This is a genomic window from Comamonas testosteroni (assembly GCF_030505195.1).
GTDB classification, from domain to species: domain Bacteria; phylum Pseudomonadota; class Gammaproteobacteria; order Burkholderiales; family Burkholderiaceae_C; genus Comamonas; species Comamonas testosteroni_G.
Map to the genome: position 1 here is coordinate 3,261,608 of NZ_CP129672.1, position 16,356 is coordinate 3,277,963.

A 16,356-nucleotide genomic window follows, 5' to 3' on the forward strand; every position below is an offset into this window, starting at 1 on the left:
CCAAGCCTGAGACCACATTCACCACCACGATTCCTACAAAAGCTGTCCATGAAGAAATCCTGCAAGCCCTCTTTGTCGATCATCGCTGCGAGCCTGACCTTGAGTCTGGTTGCGGGCGTCAGCCTGCCTGTTCAGGCGCAGACCCTGAAGAAACCCGCGCTGGACGCATTGATTGCATCGTCCGCCAAGACCCCTTCTGCTTCCTTCAAGGCCTTTGCGCAACAGGCTGCCAGGGCAGAGCCGGGTGTGGCAACAGCGGTGCAACACTACATGCTCGGTCAGTCTCTGTCGGACGGCGAGCTGGCGGATATCGCCCGATTGCTGGGGGTGTACAACCGTGTGACACAAGAGGCGGCGGTGCTGGAGAGCCTGCAGCGCATGGTGGCGCTGCCCACGGTGCGCGATCCCAAGGTGCCTGCGCATGAGAGTGCGGCCATCCTGGACTTCGGCAAGCTCGTTGCATCCCTGGCCACCGAATTCGGGTTGCGCTTTCGCAATGTGGATAACCGCATCTTTGAAGTGACGCTGCCAGCCAATGTGGCGAGCCGCGCCGGCGAGGCAACCGAGTTCGGCATTCTGACCCATGCCGATGTGGTGCCGGTGGTGGCTGCCGAGTGGGTGCTGGACGGCAAACAGATCAACCCTTTCCAGGTCACCCGCGTGGGCGACCGGCTTTATGGGCGCGGCACGATTGACGACAAGGGCTCCATCGCCACCGTGCTGTATGCGATGAAGGCCGTCAAGGACAGCGGTCTGCCGCTGTCGCGCAGCATTCGCCTGATGATCGAGACCACCGAGGAAACCGGCGGCGATGCCATGAAGTACTACCAGAGCAAGACCGCGCTGCCCGAGTACAACATCGTGCTGGACAGCAAGTACCCGGCCGTGGTCGCGGAAAAGGGCACGGGCGCGCTCAAGGCCTTGTTTGCGGAAGTGGCCGTGGATGCCGCCAGGCCTTCCATCACGGGCATGAGCGGCGCGGCCTCGGCCAACTCCATTGCGCAGACGGCCTCCGCTACCGTCTCCGCCACCGATGCGGCCGCACTGGAGCGGATTGCGCAGCGGCTGTCTCAGGAAAAGGACGAGTTTGTGCATCGGCATGAGGCGCAGGGCAAGTTTGCCATCGACGTGCAGCGCGCAGAGGGCCAGGTCACGGTCAAGGTCACTGGAGCGTCGGCCCACGGCTCTCGTCCTGAAGAAGGGGTCAATCCCGTGCCGCGCCTGGCGCTGTTTCTGCAGCAGAGCCTGATGCTGGAGCAGGGCGCGGCGCTGCTGCAGCCCAATCAGTACAGCCAGGCCGTACGCTATATCAATGGAGTGTTCGGCCTGGACTATCAGGGCCGGCAGTTGGGCATTGCCTATGCCGATGATTTCATGGGGCCGCTCACGCTGTCGCCTAATCTCATCAAGTCGGCAGACGGCAAGCTGGAGGTGACTGCCAATGCGCGCATGCCGCGGGGCAAGACGCCCGAGCAGCTGCGCGCCGAGGTGGAGCAGGGCATTGCCCGCTGGAGCGATGCGGCCAAGGTTCCTGTGACCGTGCAGTACACCCAGGGCAACTGGATGGCCCGCGATCCCAAGGGCGCGTGGCTGAGCACCCTGCTCAATATCTTTGGCGACACCACGGGGCTGGACGCCAGACCCGTGCCTACCGCAGGCAGCACCACGGCCAAGCTCATGCCCAATGCCATCAACTTCGGCCCGGCGATGCCCGGCAAGAAGTACACGGCCCACAATGCGCTGGAGTACCAGGAGCTGCCGGATCTGCGCACGGACATGCAGATGTTCACCGAGATGCTGGTGCGCATCGGCAATCTGCAGCAGATGCAGTGACGCGCTGAAGGCAAGGCGCAGCCCCGATGGCGGGGCTGGCGCTGCTTACTGCATCACGTTCATGACGGCCAGCGTCATGGTTTCCACACCGGTCTTGAACGTGGGTTCGGGCTCGGGAGCGAAGAAGGGCGAGTGATTGAAAGGCAGCGGCTTGCCGCCGGGCTGGCTGGCCTGCGCCACCTTCTGGGGATCGGACACGCCCAGGATGTAGAACATGGACGGCACGCCCTGGTTGATGAAGTCCGAGAAGTCCTCGCTGGCCGTGGCCGGAGGGATGGGCAGCACGTTCTTGTCGCCCAGCGCAGCCTTGAACAGCCTGACCGTGCGATTGACCAGCGCCGCGTCATTGACCACGGCGTCCGAGCCCTTGGTCAGCTTGATCTCGGGGGCCGGTGCACCGGACATGGCGGCCTGCGCCTTGGCGCTGCGCTCTATGCCGTCATGCAGCTTGCTGCGCACCTCGCTCTTGTAGCTGCGGATCGTGCCCAGCAGCCGTGCCTGGTCGGGAATGATGTTGCCCGCGCTGCCCGCATTGAAGGCACCCACGGTGACCACGCCGAACTCCATGGGATCTTTCTCGCGGCTGACCACGCCTTGCACATCCACCACGAAGCGCGAGGCCATGAGCACGGGGTCTATGCCTTTGTCAGGCATGGAGCCATGGCTGCCACGGCCGTGAAACGTGATGTCCAGCGAGTCCGAATTGGAGGTCGCCGCCCCGGCCACATAGCCCACCGTGCCATAAGGCATGGAGCCGGTGTGCAGCGCAAAGGCGTAGTCGGGCTTGCCGAACTTCTGGAACAGGCCGTCGGCCAGCATGGCCTTGGCACCGGTCACGGTTTCCTCGGAGGGCTGGGCCACGAACATCAGCGTGCCCTTCCATTGCTTCTTCAGGCCCAGCAGTGCCTGGGCCGTGCCCAGCCAGCTGGTCATGTGCATATCGTGACCGCAGCTATGGGCGACAAAGCTCTCCTTGCCGTTGTACTGGGCCTTGGCCTTGCTCGCATAGGGCAGGCCGGTTTTTTCCTCCATGGGCAGGGCGTCCAGCTCGGTGCGCACCATGACGGTGGGGCCCGCGCCATTGCGATAGATGGCGACCAGACCGGTCTTGCCAATACCCTCGGTGACTTCAAAGCCCAGCTTGCGCATCTCGGCCGCCAGCTTGGCGGCGGTGCGCGTTTCCTGAAAACCCAGCTCGGGGTTGGCATGCAGGTCTTCGTAGATGCCGCGCATCTGCGGATACATCTGGGCGATCAGCTGCTGCAGCTGGGGCTTGAGCGGTTGGGGATCCAGCTCCGCAGCCTGGGCCGAGCCCAGAGTGAAGGCCAGCGTGGCGACGGCGCAGAACTTGCGGGTAAGGCTAGGGTGCATGTGAGGGGCTGTGGTTGGCTTCAAACAGAGGCGGCCATTGAAGACCGCGCTTTCAGACTAGGAGCATGGCCGGCCCGGACTGAAGAGGGGCAACCCGCAAATGGCACCGTGAATAGCGATGGCACAAGGCTTTTCCTGCGCAGGCCCGGGATAATCCGCTTCCATGAATACCTCCACCAGCGCCGCCCAGGCCTCTGATTCCACCGCTTTCTCGGCGCTGCCCCTGTCCCCAGAAATGCTGGCCAACCTCCAGCAGCTCGGCTATGCGCAGATGACGCCCATCCAGGCCGCCAGCCTGCCGCTGACTCTGCAGGGCAAGGACCTGATCGCCCAGGCCAGCACCGGCAGCGGCAAGACGGCTGCCTTCGGCCTGCCCATGGTCGACCGCCTGAACCCGCGTTGGTTTGCCGTCCAGGCCCTGGTGCTGTGCCCCACGCGCGAGCTGGCCGATCAGGTCGCCACCGAGATCCGCCGCCTGGCGCGCGCGCAGGACAATATCAAGGTCGTAACCGTCTATGGTGGCGTACCCTCGCGCAACCAGATCGCCTCGCTGGAAAACGGCGCGCACATCGTCGTCGGCACACCCGGGCGCGTGATGGATCTGATGGAGCGCGGCAAGCTCGACATCGGCAACCTCAAGACCCTGGTGCTGGACGAGGCCGATCGCATGCTGGACATGGGCTTTCTCGGCGACATCGAAACCGTGGTGCGCCAATGCCCGGCGGATCGCCAGACCCTGCTGTTCTCGGCCACCTATCCCGAGGGTATTGCTTCGCTGGCCCAGCGCTTCATGCGCGACCCCCAGACCGTGAAGGTGGCTGCGCAACATAGCTCCAACAAGATCGAGCAGCGCTGGTACGAAGTCGGTGCCCGCGAAAAAGTGGCCACCGTGTCCAAGCTGCTGGCCCATTTCCGCCCCGAGTCGACGATTGCTTTCTGCAATACCAAGCAGCAATGCCGTGACGTGGTCAATGCGCTGCAAGCCGAAGGTTTCAGTGCGCTGGCGCTGTTTGGCGAGCTGGAGCAGCGCGAGCGAGACGAAGTGCTGGTGCAGTTTGCCAACAAGAGCTGCAGCGTGCTGGTGGCGACCGATGTGGCGGCGCGCGGCCTGGACATCGCCGATCTGTCGGCCGTCATCAATGTGGACGTGACGCCGGATTCCGAAGTGCATATCCACCGCATCGGCCGCACCGGCCGCGGCGATGCCGAAGGTCTGGCGCTGAATCTGGTGTCCATGGACGAGATGGGCAGCGTGGGCAAGATCGAGCAACTGCAAGGCCGCGCCTCGCAATTCTTCCCCGTGGACGAGCTCACGCCCGCGGCCGGTGGCGAGCTGCTGCCGCCCATGATGACCATCCAGATCATTGGCGGGCGCAAGGAGAAAATCCGCGCCGGCGACGTGATGGGCGCCATGTGCGCCGACTTCGGCTACAGCCGCGAGCAGATCGGCAAGATCAGCGTCAACGACTTTTCCACCTATGTGGCGGTGGATCGCAAGATCGCTTCGGCCGCCTGCGCCAGGCTCAATGGCGGCAAGGTCAAGGGCAAGACGGTCAAAGCCCGTCTTCTCTAAAAACAAGCCAAATAAGCCTGTAGCGCTTATCTAGAAAGCGCAGATTGCTCACCAAAAAGCCTTCTCGGTCTGAGAAGGCTTTTTGCTTTGGGGCTGTGCTCAGCCCTTGGCGAAGAACAAGCCCGCCATCACCAGCCCCGTAGCCACAATGCCCCAGCGCAAAATAGGTGCGGGAATCTTGCGTGCCACGCGTGCGCCGCCGTAGCCGCCTGCGGTGGCGGCGATCATCATCAGCAGGGCCAGCTTCCATTGCACAATGCCGCCGACTGCATAGATGGCCACGGCAATCGCAGTCAGCAGGGCAGAAACCAGATTCTTCATGCCATTCATGGCGTTGAGCTGGGTCTGGCCCAGCAGGCCGAACAAGGCCAGCAGCAAAATACCCAGGCCTCCGTTGAAATAGCCGCCATAAACAGCCACGACCAGCATGCCGGCGGCGGCTTTGGTGGCGCCGGGGGCGTGGTGGAGGGCGTTCTTGCCTGCGGCCCAGGCGCGCAGCTGTGGGCCAAAAGCGAACATGGCGGTGGCGGCCAGCAGCAGCCAGGGCACGACTTTGCGGAAAGTGGTGTCGGGCGTGACCAGCAGCAGCGCCGCACCGGCAGAGCCACCAATCAGCGACAGCATGATCACCTGCTTCATCGACAGACCGGGCGGCGATTGCATATCGTCCTTGAAAGCCCAGGCACCTGCCATATAGCCGGGCAGCAGAGCGACGGTGCCGGTGGCGTTGGCCACCACGGGCGGCACGCCGGTGAAGACCAGCGCGGGAAGGGTCAGAAAGCTGCCGCCGCCGGCGACCGCGTTGAGTGCGCCGGCCGTGAAGGCTGCGGCCAGCAAAAGGGCGAGGTGGCCCAGGTTCTCCATGTCTTGTCTCCCGTCATTGATGGCAAAGTGCCTTGTTGTGTGTGCGGATGGCAGGGCGTGATCTTATGGGCTTTGCTCAGGCCGCCTGTCATCTCAGCTCGTTATTGATTTATCGATATTAAAAAATGAAAAAACAGTATTTTGAGGAATAAGTGATTGTTTTGACAATCAACTCCTTAGTTAAGGAGTTTTGCCGTGAATCTGCCCCATCTCTTCTCTCGCACCGCTTGTGCCTTGTTGGCTGCAATCTGTGTGCAGGGCGCAGCCATGGCCCAGCAGCCGGACTTTCCGGCGCGCTCCGTCAAGCTGGTGGTGGCCAACGGTCCGGGCAGCGCTCCGGATCTGCTGGCCCGTCAGGTGGGTCAACTGGTGGGCAGGGACTGGAAGCAGGCCATCGTGGTGGAAAACAAGGGCGCGGCCGGTGGTGTCTCGGCCGTGGATTCCGTGGTCAAGGCCCAGCCCGATGGCTATACCTTGCTGGTGGGCGGCGACAGCGCCATCACCATCATGCCCAACGTGCAGCGCAATCTTCCCTATGACGTCAAGAACGACCTGGTGCCGGTGACCAAGCTGGGCCAGTCAGACTTTGTGCTGGTGGCCAACCCCAGGAAGGGCTTCAAGACCTTGCAGGACTTTGTGGCCTACGCCAAATCGCACCCTGGCAAGATCAACTACGCTTCCTCGGGCACGGGCGGTGCCCAGCATCTGGCCATGGAGCAGTTCAAGCAGCGCGCAGGCTTTTTCGCCACGCATATTCCCTATCGCGGCGGTCCTCAGGGTCTGCAGGATGTGCTGGCCGGCCAGGTCGATGTGATGCTGATTGCGATCGCTCCGGCGCTCACCCAGATCCAGAGCGGCAAGCTCACGGCGCTGGCCGTGTCCGGCCTGCAGCGTCACGCCTTGCTGCCCCAGGTACAGACCCTGGCCGAGAGCTACAAGGGCTTTGAGGCCGGCGCCTGGTTCGGCCTGTTCGCACCCAAGGGCACGCCGGCTGCCGTGGTTCAGGCCATCGCCCAGGACACCGACAAGGCGCTCAAGGACCCCGAGCTGCGCAAGAGCCTGCTGCAGCAGGGCATCACTCCCGTGGGCGAGGGCCAGCAGGTGTTTGCCAGACAGATCAAGACCGAAGACGTGCGCGTGGCCCAGCTGGTGCGCAGCATCGGTCTGAGCGTGGAGTAGGCGAGACCGGGGTTGCTCCTATAAAAAGAGCTGCTTGCGCATGACTATCTTGAATTTCAAGGCTAAATACCTTTGAAATTCATGATGGACAAGCGAAAGCAGCTCTACTTTCAGGAGTGAGCGGCATGTGTGCCGCTGCCTGTACGCTATTTGGCGTAGGGGTCCTCGTAACCCATCTCCTTCATGATGTCGGTCTCGTAGGCCTCCATCTCCTCGGCGTCTTCCTCGCTGGTCTCATGGTCCCAGCCCTGGGCATGGAGCGTGCCATGCACCAGCAGATGGGCGTAATGCTCTTCCAGCGTCTTGTTCTGCTCCTGGGCCTCACGCTCCACCACGGGGGCGCAGAGCACCAGATCGGCCATCACGGTAGGCTCCTGCTGATAGTCGAAGGTCAGCACATTGGTCGCGTAGTCCTTCTGGCGGTACTCGCGGTTGAGCTTGCGGCCTTCCTCGGCATCGACGATGCGCACCGTGATCTCGGCATCCACGGCCAGCGCATGGCGGATCCAGCGCGTGACGCGGCTGCGGCTCAGCAGTTCGCGGTGGGCGGCGGCCTCGGTGCTGGGGCCGAATTGCAGCGATAGTTGCAGTTGATTCAAGGTCATTTTGGCTTTTAGCCCTTATGAAGCAAGCGCTAGTAGCTATGGGTTTTGATAGCAACTTACGCAAACAAGAATGCCACAACGGCCTGCCTCTTGCGGCAGCCGCCTTGCCTGCACCCGTTTTGCGCAAGTCGTGTTGATTTAAAGCTCGTCGGCCGTGGGCAGCGAGCGGGTCGTGCGCGGGCTGCTGGCGCGTTGCTTGGGCGCCAAAGTGCCTTCGGACACGCGCCCGCGTGCATCGTAGGCGTCCACGATGCGGGCCACCAGCGGGTGGCGCACCACATCGACGCTGGTGAAGTGGTTGATGGAGATGCCCTTGACGCGCCTGAGCACGCGCTCGGCATCGACAAGTCCGCTAGGCGCTCCCTTGGGCAGGTCGACCTGGCTGACGTCGCCCGTGACCACGGCCTTGGCGCCAAAGCCGATGCGGGTCAGAAACATCTTCATCTGCTCGGGCGTGGTGTTCTGCGCCTCGTCCAGGATCACGAAGGCGTTGTTCAATGTGCGTCCGCGCATGAAGGCCAGCGGCGCGATCTCCAGCGCATTGCGCTCGAAGGCCTTTTGCACCTTCTCGTAGCCCATCAGATCGTAGAGCGCGTCGTACAGCGGGCGCAGGTAGGGGTCCACCTTCTGCGTCAGGTCGCCGGGCAGAAAGCCCAGGCGTTCGCCGGCTTCCACGGCGGGCCGGGTCAGCACGATGCGCTGCACGGCGCTGCGCTCCAGCGCATCCACGGCGCAGGCCACGGCCAGATAGGTCTTGCCCGTGCCGGCCGGGCCGATGCCGAAGCTGATGTCGTGACTGGCGATGTTTTCCAGATACAGCGCCTGGTTGGGCGTGCGGGCACGCAGATCGGCGCGGCGCGTGGTCAGCTGCGGTGCCGTCAGATTGGCTTCCAGCATCTCGACATCGCCGGCCAGCATGAGCTGAAGCGTATCCTCGGCAATCACGTAGTCGGCGATCTCATAGAGAGCCTGAAGCAGCTCCAGCGCTTCATTGGCCTTGGCCTTGGGGCCGTCGATCTTGAACTGCTCGTGACGGTGAGCGATCTTGACGCCCAGCGCGACTTCGATGGTGCGCAGATGCGCATCCGCCGGGCCGCAGAGATGGGTCAGGCGCGTATTGTTATGGGGAGTGAAGGTATGGCGCAGGATCACGCGGATAATTTCTCAAAAGAATCGCCGCACGGTGCGGCAAAGGATTTCAATGATAGGCAAATTGACTGGAACGCTGCTGGAAAAAAACCCGCCCGAAGTCCTGGTGGACTGCGCTGGCGTGGGCTATGAGGTGCAGGTGCCCATGAGCACCTTCTACAACTTGCCCGCCAACGGCGCCAAGGTGGCCCTGCTGACCCATTTTGTGGTGCGGGAAGATGCCCAGCTGCTGTTCGGCTTCGCAACGGCCCGCGAGCGTCAGACTTTCCGCGAACTCATCAAGATCACCGGCATAGGACCGCGCATGGCATTGGCCGTGCTCAGCGGCATGACCATCGATGATCTCGCGGACGCGGTATCGCAGCAGCAAGCAGGGCGATTGGTCAAGGTGCCCGGCATCGGCAAGAAAACCGCCGAGCGTCTGCTGCTGGAGCTCAAGGGCAAGATCGGCGCGGATACCGGTGCTCAGTCGCTGTTTGCCAATAACAACGAGCAAAACGATATCCAGCAGGCACTGATGGCGTTGGGCTATTCCGACAAGGAAGCCTCGGCCGCCCTCAAGAAACTCCCACCGGATGTAGGGGTGAGCGAGGGCATTAAGCTCGCGCTCAAGGCTTTGACCAAATAACTTCGCTGGCCTTGTGCCAGTCCGATCGTGAACTGCAGGAGAGCACGATATGCATGGGTGGAAACAGGGCAGACGCATTCCCTTCCGGTGCGCAAGCCTGGTGCTGGTGCTGGTGGTGCTGACGGCTTGCGGCGGCGGCGGGGGGGGAGGCAGTGCTCCGGACCCTGGTCCCGGCACTGGCGCAGGGGGCGCAGGAGGCAATGGTGCGATCATTGGCGGCTCGCCAGAGATCAGTCCCCCTTCGGGGCCGCCCACGGCCAATGTGCTGGATTCACTGGTCGTGCCTGCTGCCCAGGCTGCGGCGGCAACCAAAGGCGTGGCGGTGGCATCCGTGGCGGTGCGGCCCAAGGCCGTCAGCCTGGCATTGCCGCAGTGGAGCGACGCACCTTCGCCGGTCATGCCCATGCCCGGCCTGCCCATGCAGATCGGGGCGCCGCGCGAGCTGTCTTTGCTGCAGTCCGCAGGCGATATGGCGCGCACGCTGAACTGGTCCCAGGCCCCGGAGGGCGGTCAGGTGGCGGCGATCAGCATCACCTCGGCCGGCGCCCATGGCCTGCGGCTGGGCCTGGTGGTCGATGCCATGCCCGATGCCGCCGAACTCAGGCTGTACCGCAAGGATCGCAGCAAGACCGGGTTCGTGACCACGGGCCAGGCCATCAACGAGGCCATTGCGCGCAACCGCCGCGTCGACGGCGACACCCGGGCGGCCGGCATCTGGTGGACCCCCGATCTGGGAGCCGATGAGGTCACGCTGGAGATTGCACTGCCTGCGGGATTGCCGACATCGCAGCTGCGCATTGCCATTCCCACGCTCACCCATGCCTATGTCAACCTGGCCCTGCCCACGGAGCTGGAGCTGCGCGATAGCCTCGTGCCCAGAAATGTGGGCGATGCCGCGGGTTGCGAGCTCGATGCCAGCTGCGCCGATCAGTACGCCACCGAGCGCAATGCCGTGGCGCGCATGACCTATGTGGGCTCCGACAACCGCTACTACTACTGCACGGGCTCCTTGCTGAACAACACGCGGCGCGATTTGACGCCGTATTTCCTGTCGGCCAATCACTGCATCTCGACCCAGGCATCGGCCACCTCGCTGCGCACGGACTGGTTCTTCCGCTCGGCCAGCTGCAACAGCTTCGAGCCCAGTGCCCAGACCACGGCGCTGCAGCGCGGTGCCACCTTGCTGTATGCGACGGCGGCGCACGATGCCACGCTGATGCGGCTCAATGACGCAGCGCCCGCTGGTGCGACGCTGGCCGGCTGGGATGCGAGAGGAACGGCAGTGACGGGGACGGCCATCTACGGCCTGCATCACCCGCAGGGCGATTTGCTCAAATACAGCGAAGGCCAGGTGCAGAGCTACCGAAACTGCAGCTTGAGCGCCGGCAGCATCACCTGCGACCCAGGCAATGCCCAGAGCGATTTCGTGAACGTCGGCTGGAGCAAGGGCGTGACCGAAGGCGGCAGCAGCGGCTCGGCCATGTTTGCGGGCGGACGCGTCGTGGGCACGTTGTCCGGCGGCAGCAGCTCGTGCACGGTCAGCGGCGGCTCCGACGTCTACAGCCGCTTCGACCGCACCTTCAGCAGCCAGATCGGGAACTGGCTGGCGCAGTGATGGAGGGCCGGGCCAGGCCGGGCAGGGCTATTTCCCCTGCAACTGCCTGACGGCTGCCTTGGTCTGCTCCACATGGGCCAGCGGGTCGCTGCTGACAAGGGCGAACTTCACCTTGCCGTCCTGGCCCACCACATAGGAGATGCGGTCGGCCATGGCCGGGTTGGCGGCAGCCCCCGCGTCATAGGCCTTGATGGTGCGGGCCTTAGGGTCCGAGGCCACGGCAAACTGGTCGCGGCAAGCCTCGGTGGAAAAGCGCTTGAGGGTGTCGATATCGTCATGCGACATGCCCACTACCGTGGCCTTCATGGCGGCGAACTGGGGCGTGGCTTCGGCAAAGGCATGGGCTTCCAGCGTGCAGCCCTGGGTGAAGGCCTTGGGGAAGAAATACAGCACCACCGGCCCCTTTTTGAGCGCCTCGGTCATATCGAAGTCAAAGGCCTTGCCGGCCACGGCGGCGGGCGTCTTGAAGCTCGGGGCCGCATCGCCGGGCTTGAGCGCGGCCTGGGCCGAGACGGACAGGCAAAACAGGGCGGCCGTGCAGGCCAGGGTGTGAATACGCATGAAAAAGCTCCTGAGGTCTTTGCCGCCATTGTGCGCAAAGCCCGGGGCCGAGCGTCCAGCCGCCTGTGCTGCAACTGTGGGATTTTGTTTTTCCCTGTATTTTTAATCAGTGCTTCGGCCGTGCTTGGGGCACAATTGCCGCCATGACGATTCATGTGGACGAATTTGCGGCCAGCCCCGCACCTGCACGCAAGGCCAGAAGCGCGGCCGCCGACCCCGAGGCGGCAGCGCCGCGCATGGTCTCGGCCGGGCATTCGTCCCAGGGCGAAGAGGCGCTGGAACGCGCTCTGCGCCCCAAGCTGCTCGACGAATATGTGGGCCAGGCCAAGGCGCGCGAGCAGCTCGAGATCTTTATCGGTGCCGCCAAGAAGCGCAGCGAGGCCCTCGATCATGTGCTGCTGTTCGGCCCGCCGGGCCTGGGCAAGACCACGCTGAGCCACATCATCGCGGCCGAGCTGGGCGTGAACCTGCGCCAGACCAGCGGCCCGGTGCTGGAAAAACCCAAGGATCTGGCGGCGCTGCTCACCAATCTCGAGCCCAACGATGTGCTGTTCATCGACGAGATTCACCGCCTGAGTCCGGTGGTCGAGGAAATCCTCTATCCGGCGCTGGAGGACTACCAGATCGACATCATGATCGGCGAAGGCCCGGCCGCACGCTCCATCAAGCTTGACCTGCAACCCTTCACGCTGGTGGGCGCAACCACGCGCGCCGGCATGCTCACCAACCCGCTGCGCGACCGTTTCGGCATTGTGGCGCGGCTGGAGTTCTACAGCTCGGAGGAGCTCTCGCGCATCGTAAAGCGCAGCGCAGGCTTGCTCAAGGCACCGATTGACGAGGAAGGCTGCTTCGAGATCGCACGCCGCTCGCGCGGCACGCCGCGCATTGCCAACCGCCTGCTGCGCCGCGTGCGCGACTATGCCGATGTCAAGGGCGACGGCCGCATCACGCGCGAGATTGCCGACAAGGCGCTGGCCATGCTCGATGTGGACCCTCAGGGCTTTGACATCATGGACCGCAAGCTGCTCGAGGCGGTGGTGCATCGCTTCGATGGCGGCCCGGTCGGCCTCGACAATATCGCCGCGAGCATCGGCGAGGAGTCGGGCACCATCGAGGATGTGATCGAGCCCTATCTGATCCAGCAGGGCTTTTTGCAGCGTACGCCGCGCGGGCGCATGGCCACGCAGGCCGCCTACCGGCATCTGGGCCTGCAGGCCCCCGCAGACGATTCGGCCACGTAAGCGCTGCCGCTAAAACCGGCGTGGCCAAGAGCTGGCATGGCCAAGGCCAGAGACGCCGAGCAAGAGCCGCCTCGCGGCGGGGCCGCCTAGGCGAGGGCGTCGTCCCCCTTGGGGGCGACGTGCAACGGGAGGCCGCGCAGCGGCTCAGGGGGTCAATTATTCTGCGGTCCGGCGCTCCAGAACGCCTGCAGCACGCCCGGCAGTGTTTCGATCTGCGTGACCACCTGATCCAGCTCCTCGGCATGCACGGCCGTGGCGAACAGCTCGGCCTCGATTTCGGTGTTGTGCGGCGGGATCTCGTGCTTTTCGACTGCGCGCACCGGGTAGTTGGCCGCCTCCAGCAGCTCCTGCATGCCCTCGCGCACATCGGCCTGGGCCTCCTGGCCGCAGATCACGTAGACATAGTAGGTAGCCTCGCTGGCATGCTCGGCCACAGGGTGGCGGTTGATGTAGTTGACCACGGGGCGCAGCAAGGTGTTGCTGGCCAGCACGAACAAGGTGGCAATGCCGGCCTCGGGCAGCAGACCGGCGCCCGCGCAGGCGCCCACGGCGGCCGAGCCCCACAGCGTGGCGGCGGTGTTCAGTCCCGTGATGTTGGCGCCTTCCTTCATGATGGCGCCCGCGCCCAGAAAGCCCACGCCCGAGACCACATAGGAGATGACGCGCGTGGCCCCGTCCGCTCCCGAGACGCGCATGGCCAGGTCGACGAACACGGCCGCGCCCACGGCCACCAGGGTATTGGTGCGCAGGCCCGCCGTGCGCTGGCGTATCTGGCGCTCAAGGCCGATGATGCTGCCGCAGACAAAGGCCACGACAAGACACAGCACCGTGTTCAGCGTGGCGAGCAGATTGAAGTTCTGTAGGGATTGCATGAAGTTCTGATTGTTATTGCCGATGGATCGGTGTTTGGGTTCATGAAACATGCGGCCCGGGCTGGCGCGCCTGCCCCGCAGGGCAGACGCGAAGCGGCCCGCAGCTCACCAGCCGTACTTGCGGATATAGATGCGCTTGAGCAGCGTCGTCAGCACAGCATAGGCCAGCAATATGACGATGAGATATGGGAAATAACCGAGCGGCAGGGCTTGCAGCTTGAAATTCTCGGCCAGCGGGCCCATGGGCAGGAAGATGCCGATGGCCATGATGGCCGCCGTGGTGGCCAGCAAGGGCCAGGAGGCACAGCTTTGCACAAAGGCAATCCTGGGCGTGCGGATCATGTGCACGATCAGCGTCTGTGTCAGCAGACCCACCACGAACCAGCCCGACTGAAACAGGCTTTGCTGTGCGGCCGTGCTGGCATGGAAGACGAACCACATCAGCGCGAAGGTGAGCACGTCGAACAGCGAGCTGATGGGGCCGAAGAAGAGCATGAAGCGACCCAGGTCCTGAGGGTTCCAGCGCAGCGGCCGCGCGACCATTTCCTCGTCCACGTTGTCGAAGGGGATGGCGATCTGCGACAGGTCGTAGAGCAGGTTCTGCATCAGCAGCTGCATGGGCAGCATGGGCAGAAAGGGGATGAAGGCCGAGGCAATCAGCACCGAGAACACGTTGCCGAAGTTGGAGCTGGCCGTCATGCGGATGTACTTGAGCATATTGCTGAAGGTGCGGCGTCCTTCGAGTACGCCCTGCTCCAGCACCATCAGGCTTTTCTCAAGCAGGATGATGTCGGCCGCTTCGCGGGCGATGTCCACGCCGCTGTCGACGCTGATGCCGATATCGGCGGCGCGAAGCGCGGGCGCGTCATTGATGCCGTCGCCCATGAAGCCCGTGACATGGCCGTTGGCGCGCAGCGCACGCACGATGCGTTCCTTGTGCAGCGGCGTCAGGCGGGCGAACAGCAGGTGTGACTCCACCGTGCGGCGCAGTTGCTCCTCATCCATGGCTTCGATGTCGTTGCCGACAATCGCCTTGTCCACCTGCAGGCCCACGTCGCGGCAGACCTTGCGTGCCACCAGCTCGTTGTCGCCCGTCAGCACCTTGACCGTCACACCATGCTGCAGCAGCGCAGCAATGGCGGCCTGGGTGGATTCCTTGGGTGGGTCGAGAAAGGCCACGTAGCCGATCAGGGTCAGTGCGGACTCGTCGGCGATGCCGTAGGTGTTCTTGTCGGGCGGCACTTCCTTCATGGCCACGGCCACCACGCGCAGCCCCTCGCTGTTGAGGCCTTCGGTGACAGCGCGCACCTGCTCGCGGCGCTCGGGCGTGAGCGGCAGCAGCGTCTCTCCGTCGCGTCCGCTGTCTCGGATATGTGTGCAGACCTGCAGGATTTCCTCGACCGCGCCCTTGCAGATCAGCTCATGGTGGTGGTCGCGCTCGGCTACCACCACGGACATGCGCCGGCGCTGGAAGTCGAAGGGGATTTCGTCGACCTTGAGGTAGTCCTCGTTGACATGCAGCCGCGTGTGCAGCTCCACATGCTCGAGCACGGCTCGGTCCAGCAGGTTCCTGAGCCCGGTCTGGTAGTAGCTGTTGAGGTAGGCGAACTGCAGCACCTCGTTACTGGGGCGGCCCTGCACATCGGTGTGTCGCTCCAGCGCGATGCGGTCCTGGGTCAGCGTGCCGGTCTTGTCGGTGCACAGCACGTCCATGGCGCCGAAGTTCTGGATCGCGTCCAGGCGCTTGACCATCACCTTCTGGCGCGACAGCGCCACGGCGCCCTTGGCCAGCGTGGAGGTGACGATCATGGGCAGCATCTCGGGCGTCAGGCCCACGGCCACCGACAGCGCGAACAAAAAGGCCTCGCCCCAGTCGCCCTTGGTGTAGCCGTTGATGAACAGCACCACGGGCACCATCACGGCCGCGAAGCGGATCAGCAGCCAGCTGACGCTGTTCACGCCCTGCTCGAAGGCGGTGGCCGTGCGGTCCTGGTGCGTGATGCGCGCCGCCAGCGTACCGAAATAGGTCTGGTTGCCCGTGGCGACGACCACGGCCATGGCCGAGCCGGAGACCACATTGGTTCCCATGAAGAGCAGGTTGCCGGCTTCCAGCAACTGGCCTGCCTGCAGCGCAGCGAGGGTGCGCGCATCCTTTTCCACGGGTAGCGATTCGCCGGTCATGGCTGCCTGGCTCACGAACAGGTCCTTGGCGGACAGCAGGCGGCAGTCGGCCGGGATCATGTCGCCGGCCGACAGGGCCACGATGTCTCCGGGCACCAGCTCGCGCATGGGCAGCTCGGACAGCGAGGTGTCATGGCCGCCGCCGCTGTCGCGAAAGTCTGCGGCCGCTGCATTGGGTCTGCGGCGCACGGTGACGCGGTTGCCGACCAGGGCCTGCAGGCGCGCGGCGGCGCGCCGGGAGCGCCCCTCCTGGACAAAGCGCAGCAGCGTGGACAGCAGCACCATGCTGACGATGACGATGGTGGCTTTTTCGTCTTCGGTGACATAGGAGACCACGGCCAGCAGCGTCAGCAGCAGGTTGAAGGGGTTGCGGTAGCAATGCCACAGGTGCTGCCATGCGGGCAGCGGCTTTTCATGCGCCACTTCGTTGGGCCCATGGCGCAGCTGGAGCTGCTGGGCCTGCTCGGGGCTCAGGCCCCGGCTCGATGTGTCCAGCTGAAGCAGCAGCGCAGACACGGTGCTGCAGGCGGCGGATTGCAGGGCCTGTACCTGTGCCGGTGGCACGGCGACGGCGCTGGAGGGGCCGCCTGCGGGCATCGGCCGACGTCCGAAGAGGCCGGCCAGGCGGTGGCTGTGCAAAAAGGCCCGGAACAGGTTTTTGAGGGTTTGCATCACGGCCTCTTG

At 64.2% G+C, this 16,356-nt stretch carries 13 protein-coding genes; 6 read left to right on the forward strand and 7 right to left on the reverse strand.

The window, feature by feature from the left end:
- The first annotated feature begins 48 nt into the window (after positions 1-48).
- Positions 49-1,833: a dipeptidase gene (locus tag QYQ99_RS15015; protein WP_302088902.1), complete on the forward strand. Its 1,785-nt coding sequence runs from the start codon at positions 49-51 to the stop codon at positions 1,831-1,833.
- 45 nt (positions 1,834-1,878) lie between these two features.
- On the opposite strand, the gene QYQ99_RS15020 is transcribed toward QYQ99_RS15015, so the two are convergent.
- Positions 1,879-3,204 (reverse strand): amidohydrolase, encoded by a 1,326-nt coding sequence (locus QYQ99_RS15020; protein WP_302088903.1) that lies wholly within the window; start codon positions 3,202-3,204, stop codon positions 1,879-1,881.
- A 163-nt stretch (positions 3,205-3,367) separates the two neighbouring features.
- Between QYQ99_RS15020 and dbpA the strand changes: the two genes are divergently transcribed.
- Positions 3,368-4,777 (forward strand): ATP-dependent RNA helicase DbpA, encoded by a 1,410-nt coding sequence (gene dbpA / locus QYQ99_RS15025; protein ID WP_302088904.1) that lies wholly within the window; start codon positions 3,368-3,370, stop codon positions 4,775-4,777.
- Between the two features lie 99 nt (positions 4,778-4,876).
- On the opposite strand, the gene QYQ99_RS15030 is transcribed toward dbpA, so the two are convergent.
- Positions 4,877-5,641, reverse strand: a complete 765-nt coding sequence (locus QYQ99_RS15030; protein WP_302088905.1) for a sulfite exporter TauE/SafE family protein — start codon at positions 5,639-5,641, stop codon at positions 4,877-4,879.
- Between the two features lie 195 nt (positions 5,642-5,836).
- On the opposite strand from QYQ99_RS15030, the gene QYQ99_RS15035 reads away from it, so the two are divergent.
- Positions 5,837-6,820: a Bug family tripartite tricarboxylate transporter substrate binding protein gene (locus tag QYQ99_RS15035; protein WP_302088906.1), complete on the forward strand. Its 984-nt coding sequence runs from the start codon at positions 5,837-5,839 to the stop codon at positions 6,818-6,820.
- Between the two features lie 146 nt (positions 6,821-6,966).
- Here QYQ99_RS15035 and ybeY read toward each other — a convergent pair whose 3' ends face one another.
- Both ybeY and QYQ99_RS15045 read right to left on the reverse strand, forming a co-directional pair.
- Positions 6,967-7,425, reverse strand: coding sequence for an rRNA maturation RNase YbeY (ybeY, locus tag QYQ99_RS15040; protein WP_302088907.1), 459 nt, complete (start codon positions 7,423-7,425; stop codon positions 6,967-6,969).
- A 138-nt stretch (positions 7,426-7,563) separates the two neighbouring features.
- Positions 7,564-8,577 (reverse strand): PhoH family protein, encoded by a 1,014-nt coding sequence (locus QYQ99_RS15045; RefSeq protein ID WP_302088908.1) that lies wholly within the window; start codon positions 8,575-8,577, stop codon positions 7,564-7,566.
- A gap of 49 nt (positions 8,578-8,626) precedes the next feature.
- On the opposite strand from QYQ99_RS15045, the gene ruvA reads away from it, so the two are divergent.
- The gene (gene ruvA, locus QYQ99_RS15050) at positions 8,627-9,202 is read left to right on the forward strand and encodes a Holliday junction branch migration protein RuvA (protein ID WP_302088909.1); all 576 of its coding nucleotides are present in this window, start codon (positions 8,627-8,629) and stop codon (positions 9,200-9,202) included.
- 49 nt (positions 9,203-9,251) lie between these two features.
- On the forward strand, positions 9,252-10,817 hold the full coding sequence (locus QYQ99_RS15055; protein WP_302088910.1) for a trypsin-like serine peptidase: 1,566 nt from the start codon (positions 9,252-9,254) through the stop codon (positions 10,815-10,817).
- Between the two features lie 27 nt (positions 10,818-10,844).
- Here QYQ99_RS15055 and QYQ99_RS15060 read toward each other — a convergent pair whose 3' ends face one another.
- Complete coding sequence (locus QYQ99_RS15060) at positions 10,845-11,378, reverse strand: peroxiredoxin (RefSeq protein ID WP_302088911.1); 534 nt, start codon at positions 11,376-11,378, stop codon at positions 10,845-10,847.
- Positions 11,379-11,521: 143 nt separating this feature from the next.
- On the opposite strand from QYQ99_RS15060, the gene ruvB reads away from it, so the two are divergent.
- Complete coding sequence (gene ruvB / locus QYQ99_RS15065; RefSeq protein WP_302088912.1) at positions 11,522-12,619, forward strand: Holliday junction branch migration DNA helicase RuvB; 1,098 nt, start codon at positions 11,522-11,524, stop codon at positions 12,617-12,619.
- A 152-nt stretch (positions 12,620-12,771) separates the two neighbouring features.
- Here ruvB and QYQ99_RS15070 read toward each other — a convergent pair whose 3' ends face one another.
- Both QYQ99_RS15070 and mgtA read right to left on the reverse strand, forming a co-directional pair.
- Positions 12,772-13,491, reverse strand: coding sequence for an MgtC/SapB family protein (locus QYQ99_RS15070; protein WP_302088913.1), 720 nt, complete (start codon positions 13,489-13,491; stop codon positions 12,772-12,774).
- A gap of 105 nt (positions 13,492-13,596) precedes the next feature.
- Complete coding sequence (mgtA, locus tag QYQ99_RS15075) at positions 13,597-16,344, reverse strand: magnesium-translocating P-type ATPase (protein ID WP_302088914.1); 2,748 nt, start codon at positions 16,342-16,344, stop codon at positions 13,597-13,599.
- Positions 16,345-16,356 lie beyond the last annotated feature (12 nt).